The sequence below is a fragment of the Pseudomonas sp. RIT623 genome (genome assembly GCF_004519305.1).
Classification (GTDB): domain Bacteria; phylum Pseudomonadota; class Gammaproteobacteria; order Pseudomonadales; family Pseudomonadaceae; genus Aquipseudomonas.
In genome coordinates this window covers 220441-239072 of sequence record NZ_SOZA01000002.1, presented here as the reverse complement: position 1 = coordinate 239072, position 18632 = coordinate 220441, and the positions used below count along the sequence as shown (strand labels likewise).

Sequence of the window (18632 nt, the reverse complement as noted above, 5' to 3'; positions counted from 1 at the left end):
AATAAAAGGACTTCATGAAACGTCTGCTGCTAACTGCGGTGCTCTCCGCACTGATGATCGCTGAAGTTCACGCCGAGTCCTTCACCATCTCCGATATCCGTGTCAACGGCTTGCAGCGGGTCTCCGCCGGCAGCGTGTTCGGCGCCTTGCCGCTGAACGTCGGTGACCAGGTCGACGACCGCCGTCTGGTCGATTCGACCCGCTCGCTGTTCAAGACCGGCTTCTTCCAGGACATTCAGCTGAACCGCGACGGCAATGTCCTGATCATCAACGTGGTCGAGCGCCCATCGGTGTCGAGCATCGAGATCGAAGGCAACAAGGCGATCAGCACCGAAGACCTGATGAAGGGCCTGAAACAGTCGGGCCTGGCCGAAGGCGAAATTTTCCAGCGCGCGACCCTCGAAGGCGTGCGTAACGAGCTGCAGCGCCAGTACGTGGCCCAGGGCCGCTACTCGGCCGAGGTCGACGCCGAGGTCGTGCCGCAGCCGCGCAACCGCGTTGGCCTGAAGATCAAGATCAACGAAGGCACCGTGGCCGCGATCCAGCACATCAACGTGGTGGGCAACACGGTCTTCGACGACGAGACCCTTGGCCAGCTGTTCGAGCTCAAGACCACCAATTGGCTGTCGTTCTTCAAGAACGACGACAAGTACGCCCGCGAAAAACTCTCCGGTGACCTCGAGCGCCTGCGTTCCTACTACCTGGACCGCGGCTACATCAACATGGACATCGCCTCTACCCAGGTGTCGATCACCCCGGACAAGAAGCACGTCTACATCACCGTCAACATCAACGAAGGCGAGAAGTACACCGTCCGCGACGTGAAGCTCTCCGGTGACCTCAAGGTACCGGAAGACCAGGTCAAGTCGTTGCTGCTGGTGCAGCCGGGGCAGGTGTTCTCGCGCAAGGTGATGACCACCACGTCCGACCTGATCACCCGCCGGCTGGGTAACGAAGGTTACACCTTCGCCAACGTCAACGGCGTGCCACAGCCGAACGACGAAGATCACACTGTCGACATCATGTTCGTCGTCGATCCGGGCAAGCGTGCCTACGTCAACCGCATCAACTACCGCGGCAACACCAAGACCGAAGACCAGGTGCTGCGTCGCGAGATGCGCCAGATGGAAGGCGGCTGGGCCTCGACCTACCTGATCGACCAGTCCAAGACCCGCCTCGAGCGCCTGGGCTTCTTCAAGGAAGTCAACGTCGAGACCCCGCCGGTGCCAGGCACCGACGACCAGGTCGACGTCAACTACAGCGTCGAGGAGCAGGCCTCCGGCTCGATCACCGCCAGCGTCGGTTTCGCCCAGAGCGCCGGCTTGATCCTCGGCGGCTCGATCAGCCAGAGCAACTTCCTGGGTTCCGGTAACAAGGTCTCCATCGGCCTGACCCGTTCCGAATACCAGACCCGCTACAACTTCGGCTTCGTCGATCCCTACTTCACCGCCGACGGTGTGAGCCTGGGCTACAACGCCTTCTACCGCAGCACCGACTACGACGACCTCGATGTCGACGTGGCCAGCTACGCGGTGGACAGCCTCGGTGCCGGTGTCAGCCTCGGTTACCCGATCAGCGAGACTTCGCGCCTGACCTACGGCCTGACCGTGCAGCAGGACAAACTGAAAACCGGTCGCTACACCGTGGATGAGATCTTCAAGTTCATCCAGGACGAAGGCGACAGCTTCCTCAACTTCAAGGCGTCGATCGGCTGGTCCGAATCCACCCTGAACAAGGGCGTGCTGGCCACCCGTGGTCACTCGCAGAGCCTGACCCTGGAAACCACCGTGCCGGGCAGCGACCTGTCGTTCTACAAGCTCGACTACCGCGGCCAGCTGTTCAAGCCAATCAACAACGACTACACCCTGCGCCTGCACACCGAACTGGGCTATGGTGATGGTTTCGGTTCGACCTCGGGCCTGCCGTTCTACGAGAACTACTACGCCGGTGGCTTCAACTCCGTGCGCGGCTTCAAGGACAGCACCCTGGGCCCACGCAGTACGCCAAGCCGTGGCGCTGCGGTGACCGGCAACCAGGGCACCATCGCCGACCCGGATCAGGATCCACTGCCGTTCGGTGGTAACGTCCTCGTCCAGGGTGGTGTCGAGTTGCTGTTCCCACTGCCGTTCGTCAAGGATCAGCGCTCGCTGCGTACCTCGGTATTCTGGGACGTGGGTAATGTGTTCGATACCAACTGCGGCTCGAAGCCCGATTGCACCAAGGTCGGTTTCTCGGACATGGCCAGCTCCGTCGGTCTGGGCGTGACCTGGATCACCGCGCTGGGCCCGCTGAGCTTCAGCCTGGCGATGCCGATCAAGAAGCCGGACGACGCCGACACGCAAGTGTTCCAATTCTCTCTGGGCCAGACCTTCTGAGGTCGGCCCTTGCATAACGACAACGGATTATCCAGGAGTGCATCGTGCGTAAGTTGACCCAACTGGCCCTCGTGGCCGCGGCGCTGGTCGCCACCCCGGCTTTCGCCGAAATGAAGGTTGCCGTGCTGAACTATCAGATGGCGCTGCTGGAATCCGACGCGGCCAAGAAGTATGCCGTGGATGCCGAGAAGAAGTTCGGCCCGCAACTGACCAAGCTCAAGGGCCTGGAAAGCAGCGCCAAGGGCATCCAGGATCGTCTGATCAAGGGCGGCGACAAGATGCCTCAGCCAGAGCGCGAGCGTCTGGAACTCGAATTCAAGCAGAAGGCCCGTGACTTCCAGTTCCAGTCCAAGGAGCTGAACGAAGCCAAGGCCGTGGCCGACCGCGACATGCTCAAGCAGCTCAAGCCGAAACTGGATGGCGCCGTGGAAGAAGTCATCAAGAAGGGTGGCTTCGACCTGGTGCTCGAGCGTGGCGCGGTCATCGACGTCAAACCGCAGTACGACATCACCCGTCAGGTGATCGAGCGTATGAACCAAGCGCGTTGATATGACCGTGACAATGACACTCGGCCAATTGGCCGAGGCCCTTGGGGCCAGCCTCAACGGCCCCGAGGCGCTGGAAATCACCGGGCTGGCCACCTTGCAGGAGGCTGGCCAGGGTCAGTTGAGTTTCCTGGCCAACAAGCAGTACCGCAAGTTCCTGGACGAGAGCCAGGCCAGCGCGGTGCTGCTCAAGGCCGAGGATGCCGAAGGCTTTGCCGGCAACGCCCTGATCGTGCCCGATCCTTACCTGGCGTATGCGCGCATTTCGCACCTGTTCGATCCAAAGCCCAAGGCTGTGGCGGGAGTTCATCCCAGCGCCGTGGTAGCGGATGACGCACAGGTCGACGCCAGTGCCAGTATCGGTCCGTTCGCGGTCATCGAGAGCGGCGCGCGTATCGGCGCCAACGTGACGGTCGGTGCCCACTGCTTCATCGGTGCTCGTTGCGTGATCGGTGAAGGCGGCTGGCTCGCCCCGCGAGTGACGCTTTACCATGACGTGAGCATCGGCAAGCGCGTGGTGATTCAGTCGGGCGCGGTGATCGGCGGCGAGGGCTTCGGCTTCGCCAACGAGAAAGGCATCTGGCGCAAGATCGCCCAGATCGGCGGCGTCACCCTGGGCGACGACGTCGAAATCGGCGTGAACACCGCGGTGGACCGCGGCGCCCTGTCGGATACGCGCATCGGTGATGGCGTCAAGCTCGACAATCAGATTCAGATCGCCCACAACGTCCAGGTCGGCGACCATACGGCGATGGCCGCCTGTGTCGGTATCTCTGGTAGCACCAAGATCGGCAAGCACTGCATGATCGCCGGTGGCGTCGGAATGGTCGGTCACATCGACGTTTGCGATAACGTATTCGTCTCCGGAATGACCATGGTGACCCGCTCGATTACCGAGCCGGGTGGCTACTCGTCCGGTACGGCCATGCAACCGCTGGCTGATTGGCGCAAGAGCGCCGCGCGTATTCGCCAATTGGACGAGATGGCCAAGCGTCTCGGACAGTTGGAAAAACGTGTCGACACCGTGACCTCGGATGGCCAGCCGACATCAGAAGGCTGATACCTTTTTCCGAGCGAGCGTGAGCAGTCGCTGGCCGGTGTCTCTGTGGATCTGCACGAGACGCCCGTGGCCAGCACCTGCGCTCCCTATTCTTATTACAGGCTTCCCCCCGAAATGATGGACATCAACGAGATTCGCGAATACCTGCCTCACCGTTACCCGTTCCTGCTGGTGGACCGGGTCACGGATCTGGACTTCGAGGCTCAAAGCATTCGTGCCTACAAGAATGTCAGCATCAACGAGCCGTTCTTCAATGGCCACTTCCCGGCGCATCCGATCATGCCGGGCGTGTTGATCATCGAGGCGATGGCTCAGGCGGCCGGGATTCTCGGATTCAAGATGCTCGACGCCAAACCGGCCGACGGCACCCTCTACTACTTCGTCGGCTCCGACAAGCTGCGCTTCCGTCAGCCGGTGCTGCCGGGCGACCAGCTGGTGCTGGAGGCCAAGTTCCTCAGCCGCAAGAGCATGATCTGGAAGTTCGAGTGCCGCGCCCTGGTGGACGGCAAGCCGGTCTGCTCGGCAGAAATCACCTGCGCGGAACGTTCCCTATGAGTTCGATTGACCCTCGGGCGATCATCGACCCCTCGGCCAAGCTGGCCGCGGGTGTCGAGGTCGGTCCCTGGTCGATCGTAGGCCCCGATGTAGAAATCGGGGAAGGCACCGTCATCGGTCCGCACGTGGTGCTCAAGGGGCCGACCCGCATCGGCAAGCACAACCGTATCTACCAGTTCTCGTCGATTGGCGAAGACACCCCTGACCTGAAGTACAAGGGGGAGCCGACGCGCTTGGTGATCGGTGACCACAACGTGATCCGCGAGGGTGTCACCATCCACCGGGGCACTATCCAGGATCGTGCGGAGACCACCCTGGGCGATCACAACCTGATCATGGCCTATGCCCACATCGGCCACGACAGCGTGATCGGCAATCACTGCATCCTGGTCAACAACACGGCCCTGGCCGGCCATGTACATGTCGGCGATTGGGCTATCCTGTCCGGCTACACCCTGGTGCACCAGTATTGCCACATCGGCGCCCACGCCTTCTCGGGCATGGGCACGGCGATCGGCAAGGACGTACCGGCCTACGTCACCGTGTTCGGCAGCCCCGCCGAAGCGCGTAGCATGAACTTCGAAGGCCTGCGTCGCCGCGGTTTCAGCGATGAAGTGCTGCATGCGCTGCGCCGCGCCTACAAGATCGTCTACCGTCAGGGGCTGACCGTCGAAGAGGCATTGAAGGAGCTGGACGAGTTGGTCAGCCAGTTCCCTGAAGTCGACGTATTCCGCCAGTCGATTGCCAACTCCGCCCGCGGCATCACCCGCTGACATGGGCCAGCTTTGTGTTGCGTTGGTCGCGGGCGAGGCCAGCGGCGACATACTCGGCTCCGGCCTGATGCGTGCCATCAAGGCCCGCCACCCTGATGTGCGCTTCATCGGTGTTGGTGGCCCCTTGATGGAAGCCGAGGGCATGACCTCTTACTTCCCCATGGAGCGCCTGGCGGTCATGGGCCTGGTGGAAGTGCTCGGTCGTCTGCGCGAACTGCTCAAGCGCCGCAAGTTGCTGATCCAGACGCTGATCGACGAACGGCCCGATGTGTTCATCGGCATCGACGCTCCCGACTTCACCCTCAATATCGAACTCAAACTGCGCCAGGCCGGGATCAAGACCGTGCACTACGTCAGCCCTTCGGTCTGGGCCTGGCGGCAGAAGCGTGTGTTGAAGATTCGCGAGGGTTGCGACCTGATGCTGACCCTGCTGCCATTCGAGGCGCGCTTCTATGAAGAGCAGGGCGTGCCGGTGCGATTCGTCGGCCACCCGCTGGCCGATACCATTCCCCTCGAGGCTGACCGTGGCGCGGCGCGTGCCGGGTTGGGCCTGGGCGATGGCCCGGTCATCGCGCTGATGCCTGGTAGCCGGGGCGGCGAAGTAGGGCGCCTGGGGGCCCTGTTCCTCGATGCTGCCCAGCGCCTGTGTGAGTTGGTGCCGGGTGTGCGATTCGTGTTGCCCTGTGCCAACGCTGCACGCCGTGCCCAGGTCGAGCAGATGCTCGCAGGGCGCGACTTGCCGCTGAGCCTGCTCGACGGTCAATCGCACAAGGCCCTGGCGGCCTGTGACGCGGTGTTGATCGCCTCGGGGACCGCCACCTTGGAAGCGATGCTGTACAAGCGGCCGATGGTGGTGGCCTACCGCCTGGCACCGTTGACGTACTGGGTCCTCAAGCGCATGGTCAAGAGCCCCTACGTTTCGCTGCCCAACCTGCTGGCCCAGCGCTTGCTGGTGCCCGAGCTATTGCAGGAGGCCGCCACCAGCGAAGCGCTGGCGCAAACCTTGGCACCGTTGCTCAGGGACGGCGCGCAGCAGACCGACAGCTTCGATCAGATTCACCGCACCCTGCGCCGCGACGCCTCCAACCAGGCGGCTGACGCGGTGCTCGCCCTGCTGAAGGACCGCTGACATGCAGATGGGACTGGATTTCAACCTGGTCGAGGACCTGGTCGCCGGTGTCGACGAGGTCGGCCGTGGCCCGCTGTGCGGCGCGGTGGTCACCGCCGCGGTGATTCTCGACCCGACCCGGCCGATCCTTGGCCTGAACGACTCGAAGAAACTCACCGAGGCCAGGCGCGAGGCGCTGTTCGACGAAATCTGCGAAAAGGCCCTGAGTTTCTGCATTGCCCGCGCCGAGGTCGAGGAAATCGACCGGCTGAATATCCTGCAGGCCACCATGCTGGCCATGCAGCGCGCGGTCGAGGGGCTGCATGTCACGCCGAAGCTGGCGTTGATCGATGGTAACCGCTGCCCGAAGCTGGCAGTGCCGGCGGCCCCGGTGGTCAAGGGCGACTCCCAGGTGCCGGCCATCGCCGCGGCCTCGATCCTGGCCAAGGTCACCCGTGACCGCGAGATGAGCGCCTTCGAGCTGATCTACCCCGGCTACGGGATCGGTGGGCACAAGGGTTATCCGACGCCGGTGCATCTCGAGGCCTTGGCCCGGCTTGGGCCTACGCCCATCCATCGGCGCTCGTTCGCGCCGGTGCGAGCGGCATGGGAGGCCCGTGAGGGCGTCTCCAGCTCGTTGATTTGATTGGTTTGCCGCCCATCGCGGGGCAAGGCCGCTCCCACGCTTGATCATCCGGCGTTGGGGGCGGGCTTGCCCCGCGATGCTTTCGATCCCCCTGCGCCATTTACGCTACAATCGCGCCCTTGTCGTTCAGCTCTGCTACAGGATCCTCCATGTCGGTCTCCTTCGTTCACCTTCGCGTGCATTCCGAATTCTCCCTGGTCGACGGCCTGGTGCGGATCAAGCCGCTGGCCAAGGCTCTGGCGGGGATGAACATGCCGGCGGTGGCGATCACCGACCAGAGCAACATGTGTTCGCTGGTGAAGTTCTACAAGACCGCCATGGGCGCCGGCATCAAGCCGATCTGTGGCGCCGACCTGTGGCTTGCCGGGGCCGACCCCGAGGCGCCGCTGTCGCGCATCTGCTTCCTGGCGATGAACCCCAAGGGCTACCGCAACCTCACCGAACTGATTTCGCGCGGCTGGACCGATGGCCAGCGCAACGGCCTGGTGATCATTCAGCGTGACTGGATCGCCCCGGCCAACGAGGGGTTGATCGCCCTGTCGGCAGGCAAGGAAGGCGATATCGGCATGGCCTTGATGTCCGGTCGCCAAGGTGAGGCCGAAGTCCTGCTCGCCGATTGGATGGGCATGTTCCCCGAGCGCTTCTACGTCGAGCTGCAGCGCACCAACCGCGCAGGTGACGAGGAGTACGTGCATGCCGCCGTGGCCCTGGCCGACAAACTCGGCGCACCGCTGGTGGCGACCAACGACGTGCGGTTCGTCAAGCAATCGGACTTCGATGCCCACGAGACCCGCGTGTGCATCGGCGAGGGCTGGACCCTCGACGACCCACGCCGCCCGCGCGGCTACAGCGACCAGCAGTACCTCAAGTCCGCCGAGGAAATGGCCGAGCTGTTCAGCGACCTGCCGGACGCTATCGCCAACACCGTGGAAATCGCCAAGCGCTGCAACATTACCGTGCAGTTGGGCAAGTACTTCCTGCCTGACTTCCCGACGCCCAACGGCATGGGCATCGATGACTACCTGCGCCACGTTTCCCACGAAGGCCTGGAGGAGCGCCTGGCGGTGCTGTGGCCGAAGGAGACCACGCCCAACTACGAAGAAAAGCGCCAGGTCTACCTGGACCGCCTGAAGTTCGAGCTGGACATCATCATCCAGATGGGCTTCCCCGGTTACTTCCTGATCGTTATGGACTTCATCAAGTGGGCCAAGAACAACGACGTCCCGGTTGGCCCTGGTCGGGGCTCGGGCGCCGGCTCGCTGGTGGCCTACGTGCTGAAGATCACCGACCTCGACCCGTTGGCCTACGACCTGCTGTTCGAACGTTTCCTCAACCCTGAACGTATTTCCATGCCAGACTTCGACGTCGACTTCTGCATGGATGGCCGCGACCGGGTGATCGACTACGTGGCCGAGGCCTACGGGCGCAACGCGGTAAGCCAGATCATCACCTTCGGCACCATGGCCGCCAAGGCGGTGGTGCGCGACGTGGCGCGGGTGCAGGGCAAGTCCTACGGCCTGGCAGACCGCCTGTCGAAGATGATCCCGTTCGAAGTGGGCATGACCCTGGAGAAGGCCTACGAGCAGGAAGAGATCCTGCGCGACTTCCTCAAGGGCGATGAGGATGCCCGCGAGATCTGGGACATGGCCCTGAAGCTCGAAGGTGTCACCCGTGGTACCGGCAAGCACGCCGGTGGCGTGGTGATCGCGCCGACCAAACTCACCGATTTCTCGCCGATTGCCTGTGACGAAGAGGGCGGCGGCCTGGTGACCCAGTTCGACAAGGACGATGTCGAGGCCGCGGGCCTGGTGAAGTTCGACTTCCTCGGCCTGCGTACCCTGACCATCATCAAGTGGGCGATGGAGATCATCAACCGCGAGCAGGCCAAGAAGAACCTGCCCGACGTCAACATCGACTTCATCCCGCTGGACGATCGCAAGACCTACGAGCTGCTGCAAAAAGCCGAGACCACGGCGGTGTTCCAGCTCGAATCGCGCGGCATGAAAGAGCTGATCAAGAAGCTCAAGCCCGACTGCCTGGAAGACCTCATCGCACTGGTGGCGCTGTTCCGCCCCGGCCCGTTGCAGTCGGGCATGGTGGACGACTTCATCAACCGCAAGCACGGTCGCGCGGAGCTGGCCTACCCGCACTCGGACTACCAGTACGAAGGCCTCAAGCCGGTACTGGCGCCCACCTACGGCATCATCCTGTACCAGGAACAGGTAATGCAGATCGCCCAGGTAATGGCCGGCTACACCCTCGGCGGCGCCGACATGCTGCGCCGGGCCATGGGTAAGAAAAAGCCCGAGGAAATGGCCAAGCAGCGCGGCGGTTTCATCGAAGGCTGCGTCGCCAACAATATCGATGCCGATCTTGCCGGTAACATCTTCGACCTGGTAGAAAAATTCGCCGGCTACGGCTTCAACAAATCCCACTCCGCCGCCTACGGCCTGGTGTCGTACCAGACCGCCTGGCTGAAGACCCATCACCCGGCGCCATTCATGGCCGCGGTGCTGTCTGCGGATATGCACAACACCGACAAGGTCGTGGTGCTGGTCGAGGAAGTGCGCAGCATGAAGCTGCGCCTGGACGCGCCGGACGTGAACTTCTCCGACTTCAAGTTCACCGTCAACAACGACGGCCGTATCGTCTATGGCCTGGGGGCGATCAAGGGCGTGGGCGAAGGCCCGGTGGAGGCGATCGTCGAGGCGCGCGCCGAAGGCGGTCCGTTCAAGGACCTGTTCAATTTCTGCGAGCGTATCGACCTCAAGCGGGTCAACAAGCGTACCCTGGACGCGCTGATCCGCAGCGGCGCACTGGACCGCCTGGGCCCGCATTTCCATGACGAGATCAAGGCCTACCAGGCCAACATCGACATCAACCGCGCAACCTTGCTGTCGGCGCTGGGCGAGGCGGTGAAGGCCGCCGAGCAGGCCGCGCACACCGCCGACAGCGGCCACGTCGACCTGTTCGGCGGCATGTTCGACGCCGCCGACGTGGACGTCTATGCCAACCACCGCAAGGTGCGCGAACTGACCCTCAAAGAGCGCCTGAAAGGCGAAAAGGACACCCTTGGCCTCTACCTCACCGGTCACCCGATCGACGAGTACGAGACCGAGATTCGCCGCTTCGCCCGCCAGCGCATTGTCGACCTGAAGCCCGCGCGGGATACCCAGACCATCGCCGGGATGATCATTGCCCTTCGGGTGATGAAGAACAAGAAGGGCGACAAGATGGGCTTCGTCACCCTCGATGACCGCTCAGGGCGCATCGAGGCCTCGCTGTTCGCCGACGCCTTCATGGCCGCCCAGGCCCTGCTGCAGACCGACGCCATGGTGGTGGTGGAAGGGGAGGTGAGCAACGATGACTTCTCCGGCGGCCTGCGCCTGCGGGTCAAGACCGTGATGACCATGGAGGACGCGCGGACCAAGCTGGCCGAGAGCCTGCGCCTGAAGATCAGCCATGACGCGCTCAAGGGCGACCGCCTGAGCTGGCTGGGCGAACTGATCACCCGCCATCGCGGTGGCTGCCCGATCACCCTGGAGTACACCGGCAGCGACGCCAAGGCCATGCTGCAATTCGGCGACCAGTGGTGCATCGACCCCGCCGATGGGCTGATTCAGGCACTGCGTGACCAGTTCGGACGTGAGAACGTCTTCCTGCAATACCGTTGAAACGACGCATTTTAATCTCGACCTTTATGCGCCTGATCCCTTAAGGTAGGGCGCCAAACGGATCCACCGGCCGGCCGCCTGGCCGTAGACCCAAGACGGAAGCCTATGAACCCGAATTTCCTCGATTTCGAACAGCCGATTGCCGACCTGCAAGCCAAGATCGAAGAGCTGCGCCTGGTGGGCAACGACAACTCGCTGAACATCAGCGATGAAATTGCCCGTCTGCAAGACAAGAGCAGCACCCTGACCGAGAGCATCTTCGGCAACCTGACCAGCTGGCAGATCGCCCGCCTGGCCCGTCACCCGCGCCGTCCGTACACGCTCGACTACATCGACCACATCTTCACCGAGTTCGAAGAGCTGCACGGCGACCGTCACTTCTCCGACGACGCCGCGATCGTCGGCGGTACCGCGCGCCTGAACGACAAGCCGGTCATGGTCATCGGCCACCAGAAGGGCCGCGAAGTGCGCGAGAAGGTCCGCCGTAACTTCGGCATGCCGCGCCCGGAAGGCTACCGCAAGGCCTGCCGCCTGATGGAAATGGCCGAGCGCTTCAAGATGCCGATCCTGACCTTCATCGACACCCCGGGTGCCTACCCGGGCATCGACGCCGAAGAGCGCAACCAGAGCGAGGCCATTGCCTGGAACCTGCGCGTGATGGCGCGCCTGAAGACCCCGATCATCGCCACCGTGATCGGTGAGGGTGGTTCCGGCGGCGCGCTGGCCATTGGCGTGTGCGACCAGCTGAACATGCTGCAGTATTCCACCTACTCGGTGATCTCGCCGGAAGGCTGCGCCTCGATCCTGTGGAAGACCGCCGACAAGGCTGCCGACGCCGCCGAGGCCATGGGTATCACCGCCGAGCGCCTGAAGAGCCTGAACATCGTCGACAAGGTCATCGGCGAGCCCCTGGGTGGCGCCCACCGCGACCCGGCCGCGATGGCCGCGAGCATCCGTGGCGACCTGGTCGAACAGCTGGACATGCTCGGCAAGCTCGACAACGACGCGCTGCTCAAGCGCCGTTACGATCGCCTGATGAGCTACGGCCTCTGATGCATTGCGGGGGTCGCTTCGCGGCCCTTTCGCGACACAAGGCCGCTCCTACAGGCGACCGCGATCCCTTGTAGGAGCGGCCTTGTGTCGCGAAAGGGGCGCAAAGCGACCCCGGCGATCTCAAGCCCTGTGAGGCCCTGATGTTCAACCTCACCCCTTGGCTCAATGCTCCCGCCTGGTACGTCGCCTTCTCTGGCGGCCTGGACTCCACTGTCCTCCTGCACCAGCTCGCTGATTACTCTCGCAACCATTCAACGCCGCCCCTGCGCGCCATCCATATCCATCACGGCCTGCAAGCCGCCGCCGACGCCTGGCCCGATCACTGCCGAGCGGTGTGTGCCACCCTGGGTGTCGAGCTTGAGGTAATCCCTGTCCGGGTCGCCCCCGGCGCCAGCCTCGAGCAGGCGGCCCGCAATGCCCGCTATGAAGCCTTTGTAAAGCGACTGGGCGCTGGCGCGGTGTTGTTCACGGGGCAGCACCGTGACGATCAGGCTGAGACCCTGCTTTTTCGCCTGCTGCGCGGTGCCGGCCTGCGCGGATTGTCCGCCATGCCGGAGCATCGGGTTCTGGGGCAGGGTAGCCTGGTGCGGCCGATGCTGGGGCTGTCGCGCCAGCAGTTGCAGGCCTACGCCGACACTCACGGGCTGGTATGGGTCGATGACCCGTCCAATGACGACACGGCCTTTGCCCGCAACTTCCTCCGTGGCGAGGCCCTGCCGCTGTTGCGCGGTCGCTGGCCGCAAGTGGACGCCAATCTGGCGCGCAGTGCCGAGCACCTGGGCGAGGCGCTGGGCTTGCTCGACGAGCTGGCCGCCAGCGACCTGGCCCCGGCCTGCGACAATGCGCCGCTGCCCTGGCTCGGCCTGGCCTCTCTTGACCTCGCCGTGCTCAAGGCCCTGTCGCCGGCGCGCCAGCGCAATGCCCTGCAATCCTGGCTCAGCCACCGTACCCGCCTGCCGGACAGTCGCCACTGGGCTGGCTGGAACGACCTGCGTGACGCCGCCGGCGATGCCTGTCCGCTCTGGCGTCTGACCGACGGTCAAGTGCAGCGCGGCCATGGGCGCATCTGGTGGCTGGACGGACAATGGCTGGTAGCGCCGATTGGCGAGCAGGCCTGGCCGAATCCATCGCAGCCGCTGGTGCTGCCGGGTAACGGCCAGGTCTGGCTTGCAGCTCGCGCCGAGGGCGCCGGCCTGCGCATCGCCTATCGCCAAGGTGGCGAAGTGCTGGATATTCCAGGGCGCGGCCGGCGCGATCTCAAGCGCTTGCTCAACGAGGCGCAGATCCCGCACTTCGTGCGCTCGCGCCTGCCGTTGCTATATCGCGGCGAGCAGTTGCTGGCGGTGGCCAACCTGCCCGAGCTGGCATTGGCAGATTGCCAACTGCACTGGCAGCCACCGACGAACGTGCAAGGTTTGAGCTGAAGGGTACATTCAGGTAGACTACCCTCCCTTCTTGATACAGCTTCTGTGGGTTCCGCGAAAACACAGAGGTTGCCGATTACCAAGCAGTTTTTTGCTGGGCTGATTTCTTAAAATGACGAGCGAGCTCCATGCCGGGGATACCCCTGGTCTGTACAGACGCGGCAGTTTTTCGAGATGCACTGTGATTGACGCAGGTGATCGGGGGCTTCGGCCTTCCTTCGCTTTCTCCGGCGGCGCTGACCGCCTTAACGCAGACTTCTAGGGTTTTTCATGACGCGCTACATATTCGTCACGGGCGGTGTTGTTTCTTCATTGGGGAAAGGCATTGCCTCGGCTTCCCTGGCGGCCATCCTGGAAGCGCGGGGCCTGAAGGTCACCATGCTCAAGCTGGACCCGTACATCAACGTCGACCCGGGCACCATGAGCCCGTTCCAGCACGGCGAAGTGTTCGTCACCCATGACGGCGCCGAAACCGACCTCGACCTGGGCCACTACGAGCGGTTCATCCGCACCACGATGACCCAGAACAACAACTTCACCACCGGCCGCATCTACGAGCACGTGCTGCGTAAAGAGCGCCGTGGCGACTACCTGGGCGCGACCATCCAGGTCATCCCGCACATCACCGACGAAATCAAGCGCCGCATCATCAAGGGCGCCGGCGATGCCGACGTCGCGCTGGTCGAGATCGGCGGCACCGTGGGCGACATCGAGTCGCAGCCGTTCCTCGAGGCCATCCGCCAGCTGCGCGTCGAAGTGGGCTCCAAGCGCGCCATGCTGATGCACCTGACCCTGGTCCCGTACATCGCCACCGCCGGCGAGACCAAGACCAAGCCAACCCAGCACTCGGTCAAGGAGTTGCGCTCCATCGGTCTGCAGCCTGACGTGCTGATCTGCCGCTCCGACCACCCGGTCGACGCCTCGTCGCGCCGCAAGATCGCGCTGTTCACCAACGTCGAAGAGCGTGCGGTGATTTCGCTGGAAGACGTCGACACCATCTACAAGATCCCAGGCGTGCTGCATGCCCAGGGCCTGGACGACTTCGTCGTCGAGCGCTTCGGCCTGCAGTGCAACAGCGCCGACCTGTCCGAGTGGGACAAGGTGGTCGATGCCAAGCTCAACCCTGAGCAGGAAGTGACCATCGCCATGGTCGGCAAGTACATGGAGCTGCTGGACGCGTACAAGTCGCTGATCGAAGCGATGAGCCACGCCGGCATCACCAACCGCACCAAGGTCAACCTGCGCTACATCGACTCCGAAGACATCGAGAACCAGGGCACCAGCCTGCTCGAAGGCGCCGATGCCATCCTGGTGCCGGGTGGTTTCGGCCTGCGCGGCGTCGAAGGCAAGATCACCGCGGTGCAGTACGCCCGTGAGAACAAGGTCCCGTACCTGGGCATCTGCCTGGGCATGCAGGTTGCCGTGATCGAATTCGCCCGTAACGTGATGGGCTGGAAAGACGCCAACTCCACCGAGTTCGACCGCAACAGCGGCCACCCGGTAGTCGGCCTGATCACCGAGTGGGCCGATGCCACCGGCGCGGTCGAAACCCGTACCGAAGCGTCCGACCTGGGTGGCACCATGCGCCTGGGCGCGCAGGATTGCCAGCTGGCGGCCGGCTCCAAGGTCCATGACTGCTACGGCAAGGACATCATCACCGAGCGTCACCGTCACCGCTACGAAGTCAACAACGTGCTGCTGCCGCAGCTGGTCGAGGCTGGCCTGCAGGTATCCGGCCGCTCCGAAGACGGCGCGCTGGTCGAAGTGGTCGAGTCGAAGGACCACCCATGGTTCGTCGCCTGCCAGTTCCACCCGGAGTTCACCTCCACCCCGCGTGACGGTCACCCGCTGTTCAGCGGCTTCGTCAAGGCGGCCCTGGCACAGAAGAACAAGGCCTGATCCATGACTCAGAAGATCATTCGCGTCGGTAACATCGAGATCGCCAACGACAAGCCGTTCGTCCTGTTCGGCGGCATGAACGTCCTGGAGTCCCGTGACCTGGCCCTGAAGGTCTGCGAGGAATACGTGCGGGTCACCGAAAAACTCGGCATCCCGTACGTGTTCAAGGCCAGCTTCGACAAGGCCAACCGCTCGTCGGTCAATTCGTACCGCGGCCCGGGCATGGAAGAAGGCCTGAAAATCTTCGAGGAGATCAAACGCACCTTCAATGTGCCGGTGATCACCGACGTGCACGAGCCCTACCAATGCGAACCGGTGGCCAAGGTGTGCGACATCATCCAGCTGCCGGCCTTCCTGTCGCGCCAGACCGACCTGGTCGTGGCGATGGCCAAGACCGGCGCTGTGATCAACATCAAGAAGGCGCAGTTCCTCGCGCCCCACGAGATGAAGCATATCCTCGCCAAGTGCGTCGAGGCCGGCAACGACCAGCTGATCCTCTGCGAGCGTGGTTCGAGCTTCGGCTACAACAACCTCGTTGTGGACATGCTCGGCTTCGGCATCATGAAGGAGTTCGAGTACCCGGTGTTCTTCGACGTGACCCACTCGCTGCAGACCCCGGGTGGTCGCGCCGACTCCGCCGGTGGCCGCCGCGCCCAGGTCACCGACCTGGCCAAGGCCGGCATGAGCCAGGGCCTGGCCGGGTTGTTCCTCGAGGCCCACCCGGACCCGGACAACGCCAAGTGCGACGGCCCGTGCGCCTTGCGCCTGGACAAGCTGGAGCCGTTCCTGGCCCAGCTCAAGCAACTGGACGACCTGGTGAAAAGTTTTCCGACGGTAGAAACCGCGTAAAGCTCATTTCTCGGGTAAAGTACCGCCCGTTCCACCCCCTGACCTATCGGTCAGGGGGCTCCCTTCCCCAGGCCTGCCCGTGCCATGTCGCCTGGTGAACGGCAAGAATTCCCAAAAGCTGCGTTGTTTTCGTCAATTCTGGAGTGCTTACAACAATGGCAAAGATCGTCGACATCAAAGGTCGTGAAGTTCTCGATTCGCGTGGCAACCCCACCGTGGAAGCCGATGTCCTGCTCGACAACGGCATCATCGGCAGCGCTTGCGCGCCGTCGGGTGCTTCCACTGGCTCGCGCGAAGCGCTGGAGCTGCGTGATGGCGACAAGAGCCGTTACCTGGGCAAGGGCGTGCTGAAGGCTGTCGCCAACATCAACGGCCCGATCCGTGACCTGCTGCTGGGCAAGGACCCATCGGACCAGAAAGCCCTGGACCGCGCCATGATCGAGCTGGACGGCACCGAGAACAAAGCCAAGCTGGGCGCCAACGCCATCCTCGCCGTCTCGCTGGCCGCCGCCAAGGCCGCCGCCCAGGACCAGGACCTGCCGCTGTACGCGCACATCGCCAACCTCAACGGTACCCCGGGCCAGTACTCCATGCCGGTGCCGATGATGAACATCATCAACGGCGGCGAGCACGCCGACAACAACGTCGATATCCAGGAGTTCATGGTCCAGCCGGTTGGCGCCAAGACCTTCTCCGACGGCCTGCGCATGGGCACCGAAATCTTCCACCACCTCAAAGCCGTGCTCAAGGCCCGTGGCCTGAACACCGCCGTGGGTGACGAAGGTGGTTTCGCGCCGAATCTGGCTTCCAACGAAGACGCCCTGGGCGCCATCGCCGAAGCCGTGGAAAAAGCCGGCTACAAGCTGGGCACCGATGTGACCCTGGCGCTGGACTGCGCGGCTTCCGAGTTCTACGAAGACGGCAAGTACAACCTGTCCGGCGAAGGCAAGTCGTTCGACGCCGAAGGCTTCGCCGACTACCTGAAGGGCCTGACCGAGCGCTTCCCGATCATCTCGATCGAAGACGGCCTGGACGAGTCGGACTGGGCTGGCTGGAAGATCCTCACCGACAAGGTCGGCGAGAAGGTGCAACTGGTCGGCGATGACCTGTTCGTCACCAACACCAAGATCCTCAAGGAAGGCATCGAGAAGGGCATCGGTAACTCGATCCTGATCAAGTTCAACCAGATCGGCTCGCTGACCGAAACCCTGGAAGCCATCCAGATGGCCAAGGCCGCTGGTTACACCGCGGTGATCTCGCACCGTTCCGGTGAAACCGAAGACTCGACCATCGCCGACCTGGCCGTGGGTACCGCCGCAGGCCAGATCAAGACCGGCTCGCTGTGCCGCTCCGACCGCGTCAGCAAGTACAACCAGCTGCTGCGCATCGAAGAGCAACTGGGTGCCAAGGCCGTCTATCGCGGTCGCGCCGAGTTTCGCGGCTGAGCAAGAGATGGTAAAAAGGCAGCAGCCGGGGCAGCCTGAAAGTTCATACTGAATTTTCAGGCGTTTCCCACGGGTTTCTGTCGACGAAGCCTGGCCTTGGCCAGGCTTCGTGCTATCGGAAGCTCGCTGCGGCGGCCTTTTTTACCCTGGATATCTTCATGCGCAGTCCCTATTGGTTGTTCCTCGTCCTGCTCCTGTTGCTCGGTGGCCTGCAATATCGCCTTTGGGTCGGTAATGGCAGCCTGGCGCAAGTGACCGAGCTCAAGCAGCAGATTGCCGACCAGCATGCGGAAAACGAACGTTTGCTGGAGCGCAACCGCGTGCTCGACGCCGAGGTACTGGAGTTGAAGAAAGGTATGGAGACCGTGGAAGAACGGGCTCGTCATGAGTTGGGGATGGTCAAGGAGGGCGAAACCCTCTACCAGTTGCCGCAGAAATGACCCACGTATTGCCGGCCTTCTGGGCCGTGATTCCCGCCGCGGGCGTAGGTGCCCGCATGGCTGCCGACCGCCCCAAGCAGTACCTGCAGTTAGGCGGGCAGACCATTCTCGAGCATAGCCTCGACTGTTTCCTCGACCATCCCATGCTCAAGGGCGTGGTGGTCAGCATTGCCGAAGATGACCCTTACTGGCCCGGCCTGCGTAGCGCCAGCGATTCGCGTATCCAGCGCGCGCCGGGCGGTCACGAGCGTGCAGATTCGGTGCTCAATGCGCTATTGCTGCTGCATGCCCAGGGCGCGTCGGATGACGACTGGGTGCTGGTGCACGACGCCGCGCGGCCGAATCTGGCGCGTGGCGATCTGGACAAGTTGCTGTCAGCCCTGGCTGAAGATCCCGTCGGTGGATTGCTCGCCGTACCCGCTCGGGACACGCTCAAGCGTGCCGACTGCGAGGGTAGGGTGGCTGCCACGGTCGATCGCAGCACCGTCTGGCAGGCCTACACCCCGCAGATGTTTCGCCTCGGCATGTTGCATCGGGCGTTGGCCGAGTGCCTGGTGTCCGATGTGGCGGTCACCGACGAGTCGTCCGCTATCGAGTGGGCCGGTCATGCGCCGCGCCTGGTCGAAGGGCGCAGCGACAATATCAAGGTGACCCGTCCGGAAGACCTGGAGTGGTTGCGCCAGCGCTGGGCCGGGCGCCGCTGAGCGCCCGACCTGGCACCGCCTCTGTAGGAGCGGGCTTGCCCCGCGAACACCGGCAATGCCGGTGCCATGCCACGCGCTGGCT

General features: G+C 63.4%; 15 protein-coding genes. All 15 read left to right on the top strand.

The genetic code is table 11. The annotated features are described in order from the left end of the window. Positions 1-14 precede the first annotated feature (14 nt). The 15 genes from bamA to ispD all read left to right on the top strand — a co-directional run bounded on the left by bamA (position 15) and on the right by ispD (position 18550). Positions 15-2375, top strand: a complete 2361-nt coding sequence (gene bamA / locus E3U47_RS03025; protein ID WP_134689529.1) for an outer membrane protein assembly factor BamA — start codon at positions 15-17, stop codon at positions 2373-2375. A gap of 44 nt (positions 2376-2419) precedes the next feature. Beyond that, on the top strand, positions 2420-2923 hold the full coding sequence (locus E3U47_RS03020) for an OmpH family outer membrane protein (RefSeq protein ID WP_023629834.1): 504 nt from the start codon (positions 2420-2422) through the stop codon (positions 2921-2923). A gap of 1 nt (position 2924) precedes the next feature. Next, positions 2925-3980 carry a UDP-3-O-(3-hydroxymyristoyl)glucosamine N-acyltransferase gene (gene lpxD / locus E3U47_RS03015; RefSeq protein ID WP_134689528.1) on the top strand — a complete coding sequence of 352 codons (1056 nt, stop codon included), beginning with the start codon at positions 2925-2927 and terminating at the stop codon, positions 3978-3980. A 114-nt stretch (positions 3981-4094) separates the two neighbouring features. Then, positions 4095-4535, top strand: a complete 441-nt coding sequence (gene fabZ / locus E3U47_RS03010) for a 3-hydroxyacyl-ACP dehydratase FabZ (protein WP_003252314.1) — start codon at positions 4095-4097, stop codon at positions 4533-4535. Then, positions 4532-5308, top strand: coding sequence for an acyl-ACP--UDP-N-acetylglucosamine O-acyltransferase (gene lpxA, locus E3U47_RS03005; RefSeq protein WP_134689527.1), 777 nt, complete (start codon positions 4532-4534; stop codon positions 5306-5308). Before fabZ ends, lpxA begins: the two co-directional genes overlap by 4 nt. 1 nt (position 5309) lies before the next feature. Next, positions 5310-6437: a lipid-A-disaccharide synthase gene (gene lpxB, locus E3U47_RS03000; protein ID WP_134689526.1), complete on the top strand. Its 1128-nt coding sequence runs from the start codon at positions 5310-5312 to the stop codon at positions 6435-6437. A gap of 1 nt (position 6438) precedes the next feature. Then, entirely contained in the window at positions 6439-7062 is a 624-nt protein-coding gene (gene rnhB, locus E3U47_RS02995) for a ribonuclease HII (RefSeq protein WP_134689525.1), read from the top strand. A 149-nt stretch (positions 7063-7211) separates the two neighbouring features. After that, positions 7212-10736, top strand: a complete 3525-nt coding sequence (gene dnaE / locus E3U47_RS02990) for a DNA polymerase III subunit alpha (RefSeq protein ID WP_134689524.1) — start codon at positions 7212-7214, stop codon at positions 10734-10736. Positions 10737-10841: 105 nt separating this feature from the next. Continuing rightward, positions 10842-11789 (top strand): acetyl-CoA carboxylase carboxyltransferase subunit alpha, encoded by a 948-nt coding sequence (locus E3U47_RS02985; RefSeq protein WP_134689523.1) that lies wholly within the window; start codon positions 10842-10844, stop codon positions 11787-11789. A gap of 140 nt (positions 11790-11929) precedes the next feature. Continuing rightward, entirely contained in the window at positions 11930-13213 is a 1284-nt protein-coding gene (gene tilS, locus E3U47_RS02980) for a tRNA lysidine(34) synthetase TilS (RefSeq protein ID WP_134689522.1), read from the top strand. 270 nt (positions 13214-13483) lie between these two features. Beyond that, positions 13484-15112 carry a CTP synthase gene (locus E3U47_RS02975; RefSeq protein ID WP_023630712.1) on the top strand — a complete coding sequence of 543 codons (1629 nt, stop codon included), beginning with the start codon at positions 13484-13486 and terminating at the stop codon, positions 15110-15112. Between the two features lie 3 nt (positions 15113-15115). Beyond that, positions 15116-15961: a 3-deoxy-8-phosphooctulonate synthase gene (gene kdsA, locus E3U47_RS02970; RefSeq protein WP_134689521.1), complete on the top strand. Its 846-nt coding sequence runs from the start codon at positions 15116-15118 to the stop codon at positions 15959-15961. A 155-nt stretch (positions 15962-16116) separates the two neighbouring features. After that, a complete protein-coding gene (eno, locus tag E3U47_RS02965) occupies positions 16117-17406 on the top strand; it encodes a phosphopyruvate hydratase (RefSeq protein WP_134689520.1) in 1290 nt (429 codons plus the stop codon). Between the two features lie 158 nt (positions 17407-17564). Continuing rightward, positions 17565-17846 (top strand): cell division protein FtsB, encoded by a 282-nt coding sequence (gene ftsB, locus E3U47_RS02960; RefSeq protein ID WP_011535259.1) that lies wholly within the window; start codon positions 17565-17567, stop codon positions 17844-17846. After that, positions 17843-18550 carry a 2-C-methyl-D-erythritol 4-phosphate cytidylyltransferase gene (gene ispD, locus E3U47_RS02955; protein ID WP_134689519.1) on the top strand — a complete coding sequence of 236 codons (708 nt, stop codon included), beginning with the start codon at positions 17843-17845 and terminating at the stop codon, positions 18548-18550. Before ftsB ends, ispD begins: the two co-directional genes overlap by 4 nt. Positions 18551-18632 lie beyond the last annotated feature (82 nt).